This is a genomic window from Kamptonema animale CS-326, assembly GCF_028330895.1.
Classification (GTDB): Bacteria; Cyanobacteriota; Cyanobacteriia; order Cyanobacteriales; family Microcoleaceae; genus Kamptonema; species Kamptonema formosum.
Window position 1 is genome coordinate 1 of sequence record NZ_JAQMUA010000070.1, and the last position, 16,992, is coordinate 16,992.

The 16,992-nt window shown below is 42.1% G+C and carries 14 protein-coding genes; 5 read left to right on the top strand and 9 right to left on the bottom strand.

Annotated elements, in window-relative coordinates; genetic code table 11:
- Positions 1-104 precede the first annotated feature (104 nt).
- The 5 genes from PN499_RS04210 to PN499_RS04230 all read right to left on the bottom strand — a co-directional run bounded on the left by PN499_RS04210 (position 105) and on the right by PN499_RS04230 (position 3,968).
- Entirely contained in the window at positions 105-1,205 is a 1,101-nt protein-coding gene (locus PN499_RS04210) for a hypothetical protein (RefSeq protein ID WP_272030424.1), read from the bottom strand.
- 213 nt (positions 1,206-1,418) lie between these two features.
- On the bottom strand, positions 1,419-2,396 hold the full coding sequence (locus PN499_RS04215; protein WP_272030425.1) for a coiled-coil domain-containing protein: 978 nt from the start codon (positions 2,394-2,396) through the stop codon (positions 1,419-1,421).
- Between the two features lie 106 nt (positions 2,397-2,502).
- Positions 2,503-2,868, bottom strand: a complete 366-nt coding sequence (locus PN499_RS04220; RefSeq protein ID WP_272030426.1) for a hypothetical protein — start codon at positions 2,866-2,868, stop codon at positions 2,503-2,505.
- Positions 2,869-2,938: 70 nt separating this feature from the next.
- Positions 2,939-3,640 carry a hypothetical protein gene (locus PN499_RS04225; protein ID WP_272030427.1) on the bottom strand — a complete coding sequence of 234 codons (702 nt, stop codon included), beginning with the start codon at positions 3,638-3,640 and terminating at the stop codon, positions 2,939-2,941.
- A gap of 61 nt (positions 3,641-3,701) precedes the next feature.
- On the bottom strand, positions 3,702-3,968 hold the full coding sequence (locus PN499_RS04230) for a hypothetical protein (RefSeq protein ID WP_272030428.1): 267 nt from the start codon (positions 3,966-3,968) through the stop codon (positions 3,702-3,704).
- 242 nt (positions 3,969-4,210) lie between these two features.
- Between PN499_RS04230 and PN499_RS04235 the strand changes: the two genes are divergently transcribed.
- The 4 genes from PN499_RS04235 (at position 4,211) to PN499_RS04250 (ending at position 5,981) form a co-directional block, all read left to right on the top strand.
- Positions 4,211-4,531: a helix-turn-helix domain-containing protein gene (locus tag PN499_RS04235; protein WP_007356438.1), complete on the top strand. Its 321-nt coding sequence runs from the start codon at positions 4,211-4,213 to the stop codon at positions 4,529-4,531.
- A gap of 18 nt (positions 4,532-4,549) precedes the next feature.
- The gene (locus tag PN499_RS04240) at positions 4,550-5,239 is read left to right on the top strand and encodes an ImmA/IrrE family metallo-endopeptidase (RefSeq protein ID WP_272030430.1); all 690 of its coding nucleotides are present in this window, start codon (positions 4,550-4,552) and stop codon (positions 5,237-5,239) included.
- Positions 5,240-5,301: 62 nt separating this feature from the next.
- Positions 5,302-5,541, top strand: a complete 240-nt coding sequence (locus PN499_RS04245; protein ID WP_272030431.1) for a polymorphic toxin type 33 domain-containing protein — start codon at positions 5,302-5,304, stop codon at positions 5,539-5,541.
- A gap of 23 nt (positions 5,542-5,564) precedes the next feature.
- Positions 5,565-5,981, top strand: coding sequence for a DUF4279 domain-containing protein (locus PN499_RS04250; protein ID WP_272030432.1), 417 nt, complete (start codon positions 5,565-5,567; stop codon positions 5,979-5,981).
- Between the two features lie 90 nt (positions 5,982-6,071).
- Here the strand turns inward: PN499_RS04250 and PN499_RS04255 are convergent, their stop codons facing one another.
- On the bottom strand, positions 6,072-7,904 hold the full coding sequence (locus PN499_RS04255) for a hypothetical protein (protein WP_272030433.1): 1,833 nt from the start codon (positions 7,902-7,904) through the stop codon (positions 6,072-6,074).
- An 83-nt stretch (positions 7,905-7,987) separates the two neighbouring features.
- The gene (locus tag PN499_RS04260) at positions 7,988-9,121 is read right to left on the bottom strand and encodes a restriction endonuclease (RefSeq protein ID WP_272030434.1); all 1,134 of its coding nucleotides are present in this window, start codon (positions 9,119-9,121) and stop codon (positions 7,988-7,990) included.
- 214 nt (positions 9,122-9,335) lie between these two features.
- Here PN499_RS04260 and PN499_RS04265 point away from each other — a divergent pair, with 214 nt between their 5' ends.
- On the top strand, positions 9,336-9,665 hold the full coding sequence (locus tag PN499_RS04265) for a hypothetical protein (RefSeq protein ID WP_272030435.1): 330 nt from the start codon (positions 9,336-9,338) through the stop codon (positions 9,663-9,665).
- Between the two features lie 14 nt (positions 9,666-9,679).
- Here the strand turns inward: PN499_RS04265 and argS are convergent, their stop codons facing one another.
- Both argS and PN499_RS04275 read right to left on the bottom strand, forming a co-directional pair.
- Positions 9,680-11,437, bottom strand: a complete 1,758-nt coding sequence (gene argS / locus PN499_RS04270; RefSeq protein ID WP_272030436.1) for an arginine--tRNA ligase — start codon at positions 11,435-11,437, stop codon at positions 9,680-9,682.
- A 266-nt stretch (positions 11,438-11,703) separates the two neighbouring features.
- Entirely contained in the window at positions 11,704-16,731 is a 5,028-nt protein-coding gene (locus PN499_RS04275) for a hybrid sensor histidine kinase/response regulator (protein ID WP_272030437.1), read from the bottom strand.
- Between the last annotated feature and the right edge of the window lie 261 nt (positions 16,732-16,992).

The window sequence follows — 16,992 nt, forward strand, 5'->3', positions numbered from 1 at the left end:
AAGCGAAGCAATCGCAGAGACTAAGCGATTGCTTCGCTTCGCTCGCAATGACGAATTATTGCTAATAAAGGGGATGGCTAACCTGGATTTGATATTAGATCTTTTTATTTATTTTTCTGCTGAGTCTTCGCTTGCTCAAGAGCGATTTCCTTAACAGCTTGGAAAGAACTTAAATTCGATGAACCTTCGATTGCTTTCACCGCCAAATCTTGTACCTGTTTCAGAGCAGAATCAAGTTGTTTTGATAGATTAGCAATTCGCGTGTCTTGATTTTGAATTGTCTGAGATAAGGATTGAACTTGTAACTCGTAGTATTGTTTTTGCCCTTCCACTTCCTTAGCATACAAATCAGACTTAATCTTGGCTTGATAATTGCCGATATTGCGACCATTATCTTTACCATTCTTGATATTTGCTTCCAACTCTTTCGGGAAAGTTTCAACCTTGGCTTTAACCTCAGCATACAGTTTTTCGCGGTCGGCAATTGCCTTTTCACGCTCAGCCCATTGTTGCTCTTGTGCTTGCTGAAATTCTTCCATTTGCTTATAGAGCGCCTTCTTATTTAAATCGTATTCTTCAATATTCAAGTTCCGCGCAAGATTCAACTCATAATGATAGGATTCTCGATCTCGCTGATGAGCTTTTTGTTGGTTATCATTCCGTTCTTTTAGTGCTCGTTTGTACTCCTCTTGTTCCTTTTCCCAAGCTTTTCGCCTGTCTAATAATTCCTGTTCAACAGTTTCGCGCCGTTCGCTTAATTCCTCTCCAAAGGCTTTGAAACTTTGTTCGTATTGTTGGATTAAATTATCCAAAGTTTCATCTTCAACTTCTTCTAAACTGTGCAAGTCTTTCAGTTGTTGAATTTCCTCTGCTACAGTCCGTCGGAGTTCTTCAAGCTTAGAAGCTTCGGATGTCAATTTTTCGGATAATTCGCTGACAGCACTCCCAAAACCTGATTGCAGCAACATCAAACTTTCAATCGTGTACTGCAACTTTTGTTGTTGAACTTGAGTTAAAGTCATGGGTTTCACTGCCTCTAAATTTGGAATTTCTTTGACTACGTTTGGCTGTACAGGAATTACTGCTGGTTTTTCCTTATTAAGCTGTTTGAGTTGCAACTCTAAAGCAGCTTTCTCTTTCGCAGCTTCTTTATAAGCTTCTAAGATTTCAGCTTTAGTGTTCTTGTCATTGATGCTTTTTGCCATCGTTGTCTATCTCCTAATATTTGGGAAATGTTATATCTCAGTAAGTAGATGACCAGGAAAATATGTATCAGGACTTACGCATTGTAAGGGTTTTGGAAAAGTTTGAGATTGCTTCGTGCTTGCTTCGTTCCTCGCAATGACAATTAACAACTAACAACCAACTGTTAACAGTTAACAGTTAACAATTAACAGTTAACAATTAACAACTAACAATTAACTCTTAGTTGCAAAGGCTTTCATTGCTAATTCTTGTGCTTGTCTCATCGTGGCTTGTAATTGAGCGGAAAGGTCGGCAATTTGTTCAGTTTGTCGTGCAATTGTTTCCTGTAGCGATTGCACCTTCAATTCAGAACCCTGCTTAGTAGATTCCCATTCTTTCTCAAACAAATCTGCTTTTACTTTCGCTTCGCGGGTGACTTCTTGAATTGCTTCTTCCTTAGCTTTGATATAGGCTTGCTTCAGTTCTTCTTCAAAGCCAGCGGCTTTAGTTTGATTTTCTTCAAATTCGGCTTGATTGTCAGCAAGATATTTTTCCCGTTCTACCCATTTCTTCTCTTTCTCACGAGTAGATGCTTGCAATTCTCGTTCTAATTTGCGCTTAAACTCTTCGTATTCGTCAGTTTCGACTTTGCGAGTGCGCTCTAATTCGTATTGATAATCTGCTGTTTCTCGCTGCCTTTCTTTAGCAAGTAATGCAGTTTGTTCTGCAATAATTGCCTCAAATTCCTGCTGTTCTTTTTGCCAAGCTTTACGTTTTTCAGCGGTGTCTTTTTCAATACTTTCTCGCTGAATTCCGGCGTTTTGTTCTAGCGATGCTAATTTCTCTTGGTGTTCTTGAGTTAAGATATGAAGAGCATCTGCTACGATGCGAATTTGCTGCAATTCTTGCAAGCGTTGGGTTTCAATTTCGAGGGCGCGTTTAAGTTCATCTAATTTGGAGGATTCTGTACCTAATTTGTCCGTTACTCCGTTGATGATGCTGCCAAATTCTAATTGTAAGTCAGCTAAACCTTTGACAATGCTATCAATTGTATAAGTGGCGGCAACTTCTAGGAGTTGTTTGTTTTTAGCCTTTTCTGCTTCCTCTTCTTTAGTGGCAACTTTGGATTCGATTTTTTTCTTTTCAGTCAAAATTTGCTGAAATGATTGCAAAATCTTGGCTTTGCTGTCTTTGACATTTCCTAGTGTCATATTGCTTTTCCTGATTGTATGGTTGTACTTTGCGAACAGTTTTTCTACTTCTATGATGCGCCGATCGAACTCTGCCGTCAATAGCTAAAGTTGAAAGGCACATCAATCATCCGAGTTTGCGGAGTTGCTTGAGAATTGCTTTGTATTCTCCAACTGGATCGATTTTTTCTTCAGCTTTGTCACCAGCTAAAACTTTAAGAATTCGCTCGCAGCGTTCGCACCGATTACCTTGCCAACAATAGCACTCTTCAACTAAGGCTAAAAGAGTGTCTTTTAGTTGTTGATTTTGTGCCAAAAGTGCTTTGTAATTTCGCTGCACAGACTCGACTACTAAAGTCATGTGTTTAAAATCTTCCGTCAGACTTTCGAGATCGTTTGTAGCATCAGCGCGAATCTCTTTTGTTAGGTCTAAATTGCTTCTCAAACTGGTTTCGCGCACGTCTGATTTAGTCAAATTTGCAATCTTTTTCATTTTACCCTCTTGTCTTGATACATCCTGAAATTAGTGTAGAGGCGCAATTGTTCGCGCCTCTACAATCCGATTAGAATACGTCAGCCGTTGCTTTTTCTGCTGCTGGTGGTAAGGCGATACCGCCGTTAGAATTTAAGGCAAGAGTCTCGTCGCGACTATTAGTATGAGCGGCCATCAAGCAAGCAATTTCATGGGGTGGTAGGTTGTCCAAGCACACCATAGACTTTGTGCTTTCTAAATCGATCATGCGTGACAAGTTGTTTTGATCGGATAAAACTGCTGCTGCTTGGTCAATAACTGACCAGTCAGAACGTTCAAGCCACGACCATTTTAAGCTATAGTAATTGATTGGTTTTACTACACCATTATCATCGGGTTTCTGACCGGAATGTTTAACAAATTCTGGTACAAAAAGACCAGTTGCCGGCTCTACACCTCGCGCTTGAACTGAGGCAACTAAGCAGTTAAAATCATTCAGGCTGCGACCTTTAATGTATGTCACCATCACAACTCCGTGCGGCAATTCCCCGGATTCAGCAACAAACCATAATTGCCCCCATAAAGTATTCTGAGTTTGGCCGAGGGAACCGAAAAATTTGCTAAATTTGAGAATGGTCATTGAAGACTTCGATCCGCAGTCTTTGTCGCCAATTGTCCACTGTCCTGACTGGCAGTTATTACGGACTGCGATTGGCATTTCTGGAACTAAGATTGCGTCATTAGGTTTAGCGCCAAAAACAGAAATTGTCGGTCTTTCTTGTGTCTTAGTCATTTGTTTTTCTTCCTTTATTTTCTGTTGATTTACAACCCTAATAGCTATTAGCCATTAACCATTAGCGAATTAAGTGGCTTGTCGTTTTAGGCTCTGGATATCTGTATTCAAGCATCGCTTCCTGCTGCGCTTTAATAATCCTTAAAGCACCAACTAAATGCTCTAAGATTTCTACGTGCGCTGGCGTAAAGTGGATACTAAAACCTTCGCCATCCCGCGCGTAGCCGGGACAAACCAGGGAGGCCGAATTTTGTTCTTCGTGGGTGGCGATATAGAGCCAGTCGTCGTCTTCGAGCTTGTAGTGCGTGTCTGTCCAAGTTCTCAACATGGCAGTTCCTCCTTGTTTGTGTACCAGCGGTTACGCTGGGCGATCGCATTCACTCCTCGGCAAGACACGCTATCTATAGCGTGTTAACTGGTTGTTTTTAGTGCGTAACGCTATCAGTACCGTGTTTTCGTTGACTTTCTCATCAACTAAACCCATCTTAGCGCGAGTTGATTTTATCGTCAAGCTTTTTGTTGAACTTTTATTCAAAAAAGCCTACAATAGCGATCGGGAGGGAAAAAAACGTGGAACAAACTTTTGGAAGGCTAATTCGCCAAGCTCGGAAGGATAAATCTTACTCACAACGTGAGCTAGCTGGTCTACTTAGTGTGGACTTTACTTACTTATCTAAACTGGAGAACGATCGCGCTGATTATCCGCCCAAAGAGGAGGTAATTAGAGCGTTAGCGCGGAATTTGGATCTGGATCAAGAGGAGTTGATTTTTCTGGCGGGAAGATTGCCTCAGCAGTACGAAGCCTTGCTGAGACAGAATCCGAAGGAAATGCAAGCACTTTTTCGCCGGATGCAAGACGATCCCAGTTGGATTAAAAAGTCTGTGCATTAAGTGAGAGAGGGCAACAAAGTGAGTATCTTTAAGCCGTATCGCTTTTATCCCAAAGAAACTATTGAGCGTCAAGCAAACGACATTTTGATGCGGATGCAGCAAACGTCAAATTTCGCGCCGAGATGGCCGTTTGAAGCGTCAATGGTGGCTGATTTTCTGGATTTGGGAGTAGTTTGGGACTGCATCCCGCCGGATTCAGAAGGTGCGATCGCGGCGAGGATTCTCCCCTGGCTGCGGCAAATTGAGATCAATGAAAACATTCTCGATTTGCCTGCTGGGTTCATTGAATCAACGATCGCGCACGAGATCGGTCATTGGGTGCTGCACATCAATCACGATGAGGCGGATGGTACTGTTAAACAGTTGGAATTAGATTTAGGTGATTTGGGAAAAATTGCCTCTGATTCAGAAGAACCATTTGTCTGTCGGGGTTCGAGTGCTGATACAAAGATAGCATCAATTGAATGGCAAGCACAATATTTTGCAGGTTGTTTGTTGATGCCTCGGCATATTTTAGAACAGAAAAGGGAGGGAAAAGATTTAACGAAGTGGTCGCATTTATATAAAATTAGAGATGAGTTGGGAGTCAGTATTTCTAACTTGACTAATCGCTTGCAGGAGTTTGGCTGGATTTATATTCCCAAGGGCACTCGCGAGATTTATCCGGGTCAAGTTGTGGCGGATGGACAGCAGCGATTATTTGGGTAAGATACGATGAGGGTTGAGATTTTGTAATTAATCTCAACTCTTATTTTTTGAGAGTGTGAGGTATGGTTCAAACAAATTCAGATAATGGTGAAGAGGAGCGAAACTGGAGACAGGATAAGCTACTAACTGGTGATGATATTGATAGACTACAGAGAGGAGGAGAAAATATCCATAAAATAAAAGGTAAGCGCAATACTGCAAACAAAGACCTTTACAAAGACACGGAGGGTAATATCTATATTAAACCCAAAGGTGGTATTGGGGCCGGTGAATCAACAGGTTTGAACATTAATGATTTCTAGTAAGTTTCAAAAGGAGCATTCAGATGGAATCAGAAATTTACGCCTATTTCCAGTTGATAGGAATGGAGTTTGACCCAGACGAAATTACCACCAAATTAGGCATAAAACCTACTGAAATTTGGAGAAGTGGTGACTTAATTACTTCACGGGGTACTAGACGACACAAGCAGAATGGTTGGAGCGTGTATTCGCAAGTAGAAAAGTCGATTTATTTAGAAGATTACATAAAATCAGTTTTGGAACAACTTCAACCAGGATGGCTGCCTTTAGTAGAGTTGTGTAAGCGTTATGATGCGGAGATTTCTTGTGTAATTTATTATCGGAGTGGGAGTGTTCCGGCGATTCATTTTGATAAATATCTTGTCGAGATGGCGCATCAATTGAATGCGGAAATTGATGTAGATTTCTATGTTTTGCCAGAGGAAGTGTCTGCGGCGTGAATAGGATTAGAGAGTGCGATCGCTATTTAGTGGAAAGAGGCGATCGCGCTTTCTTTAATTTTACTTAAGCTGTAGAGTAACTGAAAGGATTTAAGCGAAATAGGTTTCAGCCAATAACTTAAAATTAACTTTTTTTAATTTAATGTAGCCATCCATAAAAGTCAAGTCATCTTGTAACAATTCCGAATCATCAGGTCGGTAGCTAGGGAGCCAAAAGGTACTCCGAATACTTAAATCACTGTATTGATCGTTTCTCTTCTCTAAAGTCTTTTGAAGCAAGTGTTCATAGACAAACTGCTTACGGACGCTTCTGCGTTTAATTTCCTCAATTTTGTTGGGATCGCGGAAATATTTAGTGTCTAAGTATTTGATGTCGATTATTTCAAAAAAATCTTGAGCGATCTGAGATAGTAATTCTTGAATAAAGTCATTAAATTGTGTTTTTATATCTTCAAGCTTGCGCTCTCTAAAAAGTGAATCGTGAAAAACATTATTTTGCCGTTTGAATGTTCCTTTTCCCATCATCAAATTTATACCTAATGATTTCAAAATTTCTTTATTAAATCTTTCCCAGTCCATAATCTGTTTTTTTATGGCCAAATAAAAGAAATGATTGAAGTAATACATCTTATGGAGAGATTCTGAATCAAGCGGAAAAGAAATTTCCCAAAAAGAGTAAAAATTTTCGGGTAATGGCTTATTAATAATCACATTCCCTGAATTATCACTTTTATATGATTCCTCTAACTTTTTGATTGTATGATTACTCTTTTCTTGATCAATATAACCAACTTTTGTACACCAATTATTAATACAGGTCTGATAGAGAAGATCATCCCAATTATGAGCAGACACTTTATAAGTCTTCTCACCCTTAATTTTATTAATAATTGATTCAAATAAAATCGCATCGGGATTAAGTGAATAACCATTTATATTGAAAGCCTTTGATAAGTCAATAAGCTTAGCAGACGATTTTGCTCTTTCCACTGTTCGAGAACTTAGATAGCAATCATCCAAGTAAAGTAGCAATGAGGGATCGGTTCTTTGTACTAGATAAGTCAAACACATCGACTCCCAGACACTATGAAAATTTTTAATGCCCCAAATTTCACCATTTTCGGCTTGATGCCAATTGCCATAAAGAAATAACTTAATTATTTCGTAATATTGCCAATAATCAACATCTTTGATCGGTGTATTATGATCAATTATTTCTAAGGCATCCTTGAGTATATCTAAAACCTGCTCATAGCTTTGTTCATCAAAAAGACTGTCTTGATTTCCGAAATGGTGCTGACGAAATCGCTCAGCTAGTGCTGTAATTTCAGCATTTACCGCTTCTCCAAGTTGCTGCTTAATCTCGCAAAAAAGATAGCAATACATGGTGACAATATCAGTAGATTCAAACTGCATTACTCGTCGCGGAAGCGGCATTTCATCGACATAAGCTGCATGATTAGGTAAATATACAGCTTGGTGTAAGTAACGATGAATCTGACTGACATCCAACTTATTACTTCTGCCCAATCTATAAGCCAGGGCTAAAATTTTAGGTTCGTCATAAGCCTCTAAAAAGTGAGTAATAATGTCTAGCTTCGAGTAAAATATATTTTCTGATTCCTCTTCATCCTCTTGAATTTCAGAACCCCGCTGACTATTAATTATACCATCACGATCCTGTGTACCAAACTCACCAATATTATCTATATAACCCTTCTCAATACAGATTTGTTTAAAAGTGCCGAGAATTTTGTATAGTAGGAAAAATAAATCTCGTTTACCTACAAATGTGTCAAGATCAGAGAGTCGATCATCAAATCCTCTAGGTAGATAGAAGTACAATTCGTCATCTTGCTTTTGAATGCCAACAAACGAGTAACGAGCGTGAACTTTTAACTTTAACAAATTGAAGTTAATCATAATTGGCTACTCCTAAAAATGCTCTTTGATTCTTTGTTACTTACGATACTAAAATGTTAGTAAGTAGCTGAGATCAACATTAATTATCCAAATGGTATGAACAAACGATAACCGAGTTGATACACTGTTGTCATAAATTCTTCCATTAAATCGAGAAAGTCTAAATAGGATGTTAATTTTATCTGCTTATTTGTTAAAATCGACAACTCATCCTCTAACGGTTTTTTATCTCTTGCAAATACACTATCCCAAAGATAAAACATTAATTTATCTTTTACTTGATCGAGATCCACTTTACCGTCTTCTGGTTTAATGAACCACCAACCAATTTGTTTATCTTCAATCCGCCGAATTCCTTTATTACTTAGTTTAATAATTAATTGATTTATTCCAACAATATAATATGACCACTCTCCTTCTTCCTTCCCATTAATTATTAGCTTCACATCTTGCAGTTCTTCAGGAATAGATTTGTTGTCAAAATTTCCTACTGGAGCCTTAACATATTCCCAGTCCCACCGGCGCTTAAATGCACTATCAAGGTAGTAAATTGATTCATCTGAAGTATTAATTGTCGCGATAATTGACAAATTACGGGGAATATTAATTCGCCGTTGTTGTAGAAGGCTAAATACTCTACTACCAGAATAATCATCTGTTGCCAAGTTATCTTTTTTTTCTTGACAATATTTTTCACAAGTTTTTGTAGTAGATTCGTCTTCTTCTATGCAAATTACTCCATCATTTCTAATACTTGGCTTTAGGTTCATTGCTTCCAGTAAGCTAACTAACTCCATATCTGAAATATCCACTTCATAACTCGACCAGCCATCACTTTCGCGATCTAGTAACTGAAATACAGTTCCAAAAATAGCAGCAGCATTACCTCGATTTAATTCATCAATCACCAGCAGGTAATGGTCATTTTTTCCCTCAATTAACCCTCGATATGCCATTCCCAAAATGCGAAGAAAATGCCCTGGATAAAACTTATAAATAATCGAGTTACCTTGGGTGAGTGGCAACAGTTTCCCCATAAAGTCAGCATAGGTATATTCTGGATGAAACACTGTCTTAACAGTGTTACTGAGCATTTTAGTTGTTTCATCGAAAGGAATTTTTAATTTATCTTTAGCAATTTCCCGAATCTGGTAGCTTTTTCCCGTCCCTGGGCTACCAAATATAATTTTTTGAATCGGTTTAATGTGTTCAGACATTACGGCTATCTAGTTTTAATTTCAATATCTTACAGCCAAAAGTATAACATACTCTCTTTAGCAACATCGAAAAATATCCCCCTTAGCCTGAAATTTGACAGGAAAGGTAATCCCATCTCTCCACTCTTCCTCTGCGCCTTTGCGGGTCATTTCCCAAATATCCTTCACACGCTATAATAAACTCAACCCAATAAAACTTAAAGTAGCAAATACAATGACATCAAAAATACTCCAATTAGAGGGAACATGGGAAGAAATTCTTACCCATACTTCAGAATTAGCAGGTCATCGGGTTCGCGTGACCGTTATTTCTGATAGCGAACCACTGAAGTCAGCAGAAAAATGTTTCCGTCAAGGATGGTACGAAGCAATGACAGGACAAACAATACCACTTTCTGAACTCTGGGAGGGAATTGATGCAGAGATTTCTGACAGCGAACCAATCCCCTCTCCAGAAGAAAGCTTTCGCCAAGCATGGCAAGAAATAAAAACAGGAAAGACACGGCCCGTATCTGAACTATGGGATGGAATTGATGCAGAGTGAACCTACTTCAAATATCACATCCTCTCCAACACTCCAATCCCCAACAAACCCAACCCCAACTTCAAAGTCCTGGCCGTCAAATCGCACAAAACTAACCGCGAAGTCCTTAAAGGTTCCTCAGATTTCAACACCGGACATTGCTCAAAAAACTGATTAAACTTCTGACTCAACTCAAACAAATATTGACAAATTCTATTAGGTAACAAATCCCCTTCAACAGCACCCACAACGTCACTTAATTGTAATAAATGCTTAGCCAAAACTAACTCCGCATCTTCCTTTAAAATTACTTTCGCATCCACACCTAAATTATCAAAATCAATTTCCCCTTTTCTTCCAATCCCCTTAACTCGCACATAAGCATACAGCAAATAAGGAGCCGTATTACCTTTAAGATCCAGCATCTTATCGTAACTAAAAGTATAATTGCTCGTGCGATTTTGGCTCAAATCTGCATACTTCACCGCACTTAAACCAATTACCTTGGCAACATTAGCAATAAACTCCTCAGTTTCCTCTCGCTTTTCTTCCTGTAACCGCTTTTCCAAATCGGCACGCGATCGCACTATAGCCTCATCCAACAAATCCCGCAACCGCACTGTCTCCCCGGAACGAGTTTTCGATTTCTTCCCATCTTCTCCCAACACCAACCCAAAGGGAACGTGAACAATCTCGATATTGTCAGGAATCCAACCTGCCTTTCTCGCTACTTGAAAAAATTGGGCAAAATGGTTAGCTTGTCCAGAATCCGTAACATAAATTAACCGATTTGCACCATCTTTCTCAATCCGATAGCGCAGCGCGGCTAAATCGGTTGTCGCATAGTTAAAACCGCCGTCTGACTTCTGGACAATTAACGGTAAAGGTTCACCTTCTTTATTAGTAAAACCTTCCACAAACACGCACTTAGCGCCGTTATCTTCCACCAATAAACCCAAATTCGTCAAGTCTTCGACGACACCAGGTAACAGCGGATTATAAAAAGATTCGCCGCGTTCAGTTAATTTAATATCCAGTAAATCGTAGATAACTTGAAACTCCCGACGGGATTGTTCGCATAGCAAATTCCAAGCGCGGCGAGTATCTTCTGCACCTGCTTGTAAGCGGACAACCTCTTGTCTGGCTGTTTCTTTAAAGGTTTCATCCTCATCAAACCGCTTTTTAGCTTTGCGATAAAAATCAACTAAATCCCCTAAATCCAAAGCATCAGCAGTTGTCAACGCCTCTGGGTAAACTTCCCGCAAATAGGCGATTAACATTCCGAATTGCGTCCCCCAATCGCCGACATGATTTAAGCGTAAAACATCGTGACCTTGAAATTCTAAAATCCGCGCTAGACAATCTCCAATAATTGTCGATCGCAAATGTCCGACGTGCATTTCTTTGGCAATATTCGGACTAGAAAAATCGATCGCCACCCGCTGCGGCGTTTTTGTCGGCGCAATTCCCAATCGCGGATTGTTCGCGATCGCATTCACTTCCCCTTCCAAATACCCCGATTTCAGCGTTAAATTGATAAAACCAGGCCCAGCGATCGTCGGAGTTTCGCACATATCCGCCACATCCAGATTTTCAATAATTGCCGATGCGATCGCGCGTGGTGGTTTCCCCAACTTCTTCGTCAGCGACATCGCCGCATTACACTGATAATCGCCAAACTTGGGATTACTCGCCAATACCAGCATCGGATCTGTACCCGCCACATCTTCACCAAATGCTGCGATCAGTGCTTTGTCAAATTTTGCTTTAAGCTGTTCAATAGTAGAAGTCATAATTTCTTGTATAAAACTATAGTCTTATATATTATCAGGTTATAGTCGCTTCTAAAAGCAAGCCGTCGAGGCCAGAAACCGGGTTTCGACCTAGAATTCTAGTTGATAATCTTCAATTTTTCAGAGAAACCCGGTTTATGAGCATAACTCCTGTTTGCGTAAGTCCTGAATTAGCAATTAGCAATTAGCAATTAGCAATTACCAATTACCAATTACCAATTACCAATTACCAATTACCAATTACCAATTACCAATTACCAAGATAATTAAGCGCCAGCAGCAGCAGGAGCCCCAACCACTTCACCCTTAAGCATTCTAGAAGCAGCATCAAGCAAATGCTCCTCTAAATAAGGCTTAGTGAAATAGCCTCTCGCACCCAAACTGTAAGCCATTTGGCGGTGTCTATCCGCCCCACGACTCGTTAACATCGCGATCGGCAACTCAGATAAAGTCGAATCCTTTTGCATTCGGGATAACAACTCCAAACCATCCATCCGAGGCATTTCAATATCGCAGAATACGATATCACAAGGCAAACCAGACTTCAGTTTTTCCCAAGCTTCTTTACCATCGCGAGCCTCTTCAACTCGGTATCCAGACTTCTCAAAAGTAATCGAAAGCAGCGATCGCACGGTAATCGAATCATCCACAATTAGCACAGTTGGCTCATTCTTATCAGGCGGAGCCTCGACAGGTGGTGAATTACTGTCATCCCAGAACACTACGTTATTCTCCTTGCTGAGTCGTCCCGTAGCTAAATCGATTAATTCTAAAACATCTGCGATCGCCACAATTCGACCATCCCCCAACACCGTCGCCCCGGCAATTCCCACAGGCTTCGGTACCGGCCCTTCCAATTGTTTAATTACAATCTCCTGCTCAGTGGAAACCTGGTCAACCTGCACCGCCAAGAAAATCCCGGCCGTTCGCAGTACAATCACCGAAATCATGTCATCGTCAGCATTAAACCCGTAAACGCTACCCCGGCCTAAATAGCGGTTGTAACCCAACAACTCCCGCAAATGGCGGAAAGGTAACATCGAACCCCGCCATTCAATACTATGCTGACCATCTGCCGCTACCTGCACCTGTTCGCGGGGGACATCGATCATATCCTCCACCCCATCCATCGGGAAAGCAATCCGAGCGCGATCGCTAATACAGCAAAGCGCCTTAGAAATACTCAAAGTCAGCGGTAAGCGAATCGTAAACACTGTCCCCTTACCAACAGTCGAGTCAATACTAATACTGCCTCGAATTTCGCTCAAGCTAGTCCGCACCACATCCATCCCCACACCGCGTCCGGCAAATTCCGTCGCCTGTTCCTGGGTACTAAATCCCGGCATAAACAGCAAATCGTAAACATCAGCGCGAGACATTTTTTGCGCCCCCGCCGCAGTAATTAACCCTTGCTTGAGCGCCTTTGCCTTCACCTTTTGCGGATCGATCCCGGCCCCATCGTCAGAAATCGAAATCACCGTCTGGTTCCCTTGATGGAACACCCGAATCGTAATCTTACCTACTGCGGGCTTACCAGCGGCCTGTCGCACATCGGGAGTTTCAATCCCGTGAGTAATGGCATTATTCACCAAGTGAGTCATGGGGTCATATAACTGCTCCAGAATCATCTTGTCGATTAAAGTATCTTTGCCCTCAACCACTAACTGCGCCTGCTTACCGCACTTAATCGAAATATCTCGCACCGCACGGGGTAGCCTGTCTGCGGTTTGAGCAAAAGGCATCATCCGCGCGCGAGTTAAGCCTTCTTGCAACTGAGTCGTAACTTGCCGCAATTGGCGAGTCACCTGATCCGCCTCATCCACCAAAAATTCAATGTCAGCCGCCGACTCCCGGACGCGGACGATGAGCTCAATAATCTCTTGAGACTGGCTATGGAAAGGAGTAAAGCGGTCTAATTCTATATCTGAGAAACCGAAACGGTTGCTGCTGCTACTGCTGTGCTGATCGTTACCCTGAGCCTCTGGCTGCCAAGTATTGCGATGAGCTTGGCGCGTCGCCAACAGGGAAATTTCTAGGAGCGATCGCTCATAGAGGTCTTGCATCCGCGCCCCCACATCGGACAGCAGGGATACTTGATGCAGCAAATTGTCTAAGAACTGCCGCATCCGCTCTTGATCCTGCTCCAAACTGTTGCGGTTAACCACCAGTTCCCCCATCAGGTTACTGAGGTTATCTAATTGCTTGACTGGAACCCGCATCGTCTGCTCGAAGGAACGGCGGTTAGGTCGAGCATTGCGGCTAGCCTGTCCCATCAATGTTTCGCGACCAGAGCCAGCCTGACCTTTAATTTGATCGAGCAATATACCCAAGTCCCCAAATTCGTCATCAGTGCTGTCCTCTAATTCCACAGGGACAGATATGTTGCTGGCAATTGATGCAACTTGTGGTTCTGGGGCTCGATCTTCTGAATCTATCAGCAAGTCTTCCAAATCGGAGAAAACATCTGATTCCAACGCGGTATCATGGCGATCGCCATTGCTCTCACTCGCCTCACTCAACATCGCTTCTAAATCAGCAAAGTCTTCCGCACTATCGGATGCTAAGAACTCGCTCTCTGTCTCATTTGCAGTTAAATGACTTGTCAACTCTGGCATCTGGGCCGCTTCTGAGTTCATCCAGACCTCGGCATCTTTCGAGTCTAGCAAGTCGTCTAAGCTGCCTTCCTCGGCGGGGTTTTCTGCTACTGCGATCGAGGTATCCGCCGACTCAGAAATTTCTAATTCCCCCAACAAATCCATTTCAGTTTCTAACCAGTTATCGGGTGCAACTGGCATTTCATCAATATCCTCGACCCCTGATAATTCTGCTGCATCAGTTTCCATTTCTAGATCCAAATCACCTTCTGCTTCCAGCAACTCGTCTAGCAATTCCATTTCACTACTATCTTCAGTTTTGCGATCGGAATTTGTAGATAGAGCGCTGGCAATTTCTTCTCCTTCCCCAAATCCTTCCCAATCAGAGAGGTCGGCATTTTCCCCAGACATATCTAAACTGGGTAATTCTAAATCGTTATCGTTGGCATCCTCTAAATCGAGCCAATTTTCTACATTAGCAACTGCTTCTAGGTCATTTTCTAGGTCATTTTCTAGGTCATTATTGTCAAGGTCGGAATCTGAACCAAACAGTTCATCGAAATCAGTATCTTGGGACTCCGCTGCTGCCAGGGGTACAGGAGCGATTTCTTCTTCTTCGCTTTCCTCACTCAAGTTTTCCATATCCCCAAATAGAGCATCTAAATCTGCATTTTCCAGCCCCAGTTCTGGTGAAGTAGTTTCTGCCTCTTCTTGGTCGAGAGAGTCTGTAAACCAATTGCTCTCTTCGCCCTCCTCATCCAAGCTCGGTATCATGTCGATCGCGGCAACTTCGGTTTGTTGCTCGTTGCTCAATCCAGCTTCAAGTTCTTGACCGTTATCAGTATCGTTGACTGGAGCGATCGCCAACAGCTCTGTCAAATCATCGTCATCTATTGAGAATTCAAGATTGCTCTCCTGCTCAAAAGCGCCCTCGCTCTCCTGTTCGAGGCCTCCATTCATCTCCTGTTCAAAAGCTCCTTCGCTTCCCCATTCCCCTTCTTCTTCCCAGTCAGAAGGTAATGCTAAGTCGTCGAGTTCAGTATCGTTAATCTCGTCGAACAAATTACCTAATTCACCAGATTTTTCCTCAGATAGGCCATTAGCTTTACGGCTCGAATTATTAGCACTGGGAGCCAATAATTCATTTGCTCCTAATGCCATCTCTGCTTCCTCTTCCCCTTCTCCTAACATGAAGTCCCCACCAAATAAGCTGGTAAGGTCATCTGTTGGTGGCATCTGTCTAGTTACTTCCTTGCGTTCATCTTCCTCTGCATCGAATAGCAAGTCTGTAAAATCACCAGAATTATCATCGTCTGAGGCGGGTAAGCCAATAGCTGTTCCAGAGGTCATTTCGGGAAGATCGTCCTCTTCTTCCCAAGCACCATCGAGGTCTGGCGTTTCCCCCTCAAACAAATCCGCTAAGGTGTTAAGTTCTGCTATCCCTACTTCTGGGCCAGTTCTACTAGCTCCTTTAAAGGAAAGTGCCTCCTGCTCTGTCGCTCCGAAGGCTGTCCCATCGTCAAACTGAAGCATAGTTTCCTGATGGTTACTGTTAGTATCTCCCCATTCAAATCCTGAGTTTGTGTTGGTTTCTACCTTATTAAATATTTCGTCGAGATCCATTTCGGAGTCGGTAGTAGCGTCAGATTGCTCTGCTAATTCTGCTAATAAGTCATCTTCTTCTTGTTCGTTGAATTCTACGCCTGCTAAATCCCAAAGAGTTTCTTCTGTGTTTTCTCCTTGTCCGTAATCTTCGGCGAATGCCAGCAAATCTTCTAATTCACTATCTCTTTCTTCTTCGATAGCAGGTTCTGGTGGTAGCAGGGCGAGCAGATTTTGACCGGGTGCGATTTCGGCTTCGCGACCGACAATTACCAATTCTTGGGCTTGTTTGATGTCTCTGATGACTACTTGTGCCAGGTTGCGGTAAGTGTTTTCAGGATTGGCGATCGCTCTTTCTACTGTGCCGATTAATTCCACCCAGTTACGGAGTTCAAATTGTTCGCCTGCTGCCTTAAAATTGCGGCAGATTTTATCTAGTTGTTGCCGACTTTCTGCACCTTCGGGGCGCTTAAATACTTGCAACATTTGCCGCAGTTGGTCGGTAACATCTGAGCGAAAAATTAGTTGCAGCGCACTTTCTTCTTTTGCTTGTACAGGAGCTTTTGGTAATGGGGCGACAACGGACAAGTTTCTGCCTGCTATCCCTCCTATTGCTCCTGCCATTACTATCTCTGGTTCGTGCAATTCGGTAGCTTCCCACACACCGCCGCTTTGTTTAACGATGTGGGCGAGGTGGTTATTGAGTTCTTGAAATACTGGTTCTACTTCTTTGAGCATTTGGTCGGCCGTTTCTTCCGTCAGGCCAAAGGGCCCTGACAACTGCTCGATCAGCGTGCTCATGGTATCGAAAACGCGCAGGAAATATGATTCTAGCTTCTGGTCTACCTTCACGCCTTCGCATTCTTTCAGAATTTTAAAACTGTCTTCTAGGCGATGAGCTGTTTGTTGAATGCTGCTGAGTCCCAACATTGCCGCTCCACCTTTGACTGAGTGAGCGGCTCTAAATACTTCGTTAACAAGTTCTTGGTCTTCGATAGTGGATTGCAAATTTAGCAAGCCTTGTTCAATTGTATTGAGGTGGTCTTTTGCCTCCTCAATAAAGTAACCCATAATCCTCTGTTGTTGCTCCGGCAGCATAATTCGCTCCAAATTTTGTTAATTGTTAATTGTTAACTGTTAACTGTTAACTGTTAACTGTTAACTGTTAGTTGTTAATTGTTAACTGTTAGTTGTTATCAGTTGTTAACTATTAGTTGTTAACTATTAGTTATTAACTGTTAACATTAATTGCCTTACCCTGTTCCCATACTCAAGAGCTCAAGATCTCCTCCTCTCCCGTGCTCCCCTGCTCCTCTGCTCCCCTGCTCCCCTGCTCCCCTGCTCCCCCGCTCCCCTGCT

Bases quoted from the DNA above. Each gene is read 5' to 3' on its own strand.
- PN499_RS04210 (WP_272030424.1), bottom strand. From the start codon at position 1,205: ATGGCAAAAAGCATCAATGACAAGAACACTAAAGCTGAAATCTTAGAA.
- PN499_RS04215 (WP_272030425.1), bottom strand. From the start codon at position 2,396: ATGACACTAGGAAATGTCAAAGACAGCAAAGCCAAGATTTTGCAATCA.
- PN499_RS04220 (WP_272030426.1), bottom strand. From the start codon at position 2,868: ATGAAAAAGATTGCAAATTTGACTAAATCAGACGTGCGCGAAACCAGT.
- PN499_RS04225 (WP_272030427.1), bottom strand. From the start codon at position 3,640: ATGACTAAGACACAAGAAAGACCGACAATTTCTGTTTTTGGCGCTAAA.
- PN499_RS04230 (WP_272030428.1), bottom strand. From the start codon at position 3,968: ATGTTGAGAACTTGGACAGACACGCACTACAAGCTCGAAGACGACGAC.
- PN499_RS04245 (WP_272030431.1), top strand. From the start codon at position 5,302: ATGGTTCAAACAAATTCAGATAATGGTGAAGAGGAGCGAAACTGGAGA.
- PN499_RS04250 (WP_272030432.1), top strand. From the start codon at position 5,565: ATGGAATCAGAAATTTACGCCTATTTCCAGTTGATAGGAATGGAGTTT.
- PN499_RS04255 (WP_272030433.1), bottom strand. From the start codon at position 7,904: ATGATTAACTTCAATTTGTTAAAGTTAAAAGTTCACGCTCGTTACTCG.
- PN499_RS04260 (WP_272030434.1), bottom strand. From the start codon at position 9,121: ATGTCTGAACACATTAAACCGATTCAAAAAATTATATTTGGTAGCCCA.
- PN499_RS04265 (WP_272030435.1), top strand. From the start codon at position 9,336: ATGACATCAAAAATACTCCAATTAGAGGGAACATGGGAAGAAATTCTT.
- argS (WP_272030436.1), bottom strand. From the start codon at position 11,437: ATGACTTCTACTATTGAACAGCTTAAAGCAAAATTTGACAAAGCACTG.
- PN499_RS04275 (WP_272030437.1), bottom strand. From the start codon at position 16,731: ATGCTGCCGGAGCAACAACAGAGGATTATGGGTTACTTTATTGAGGAG.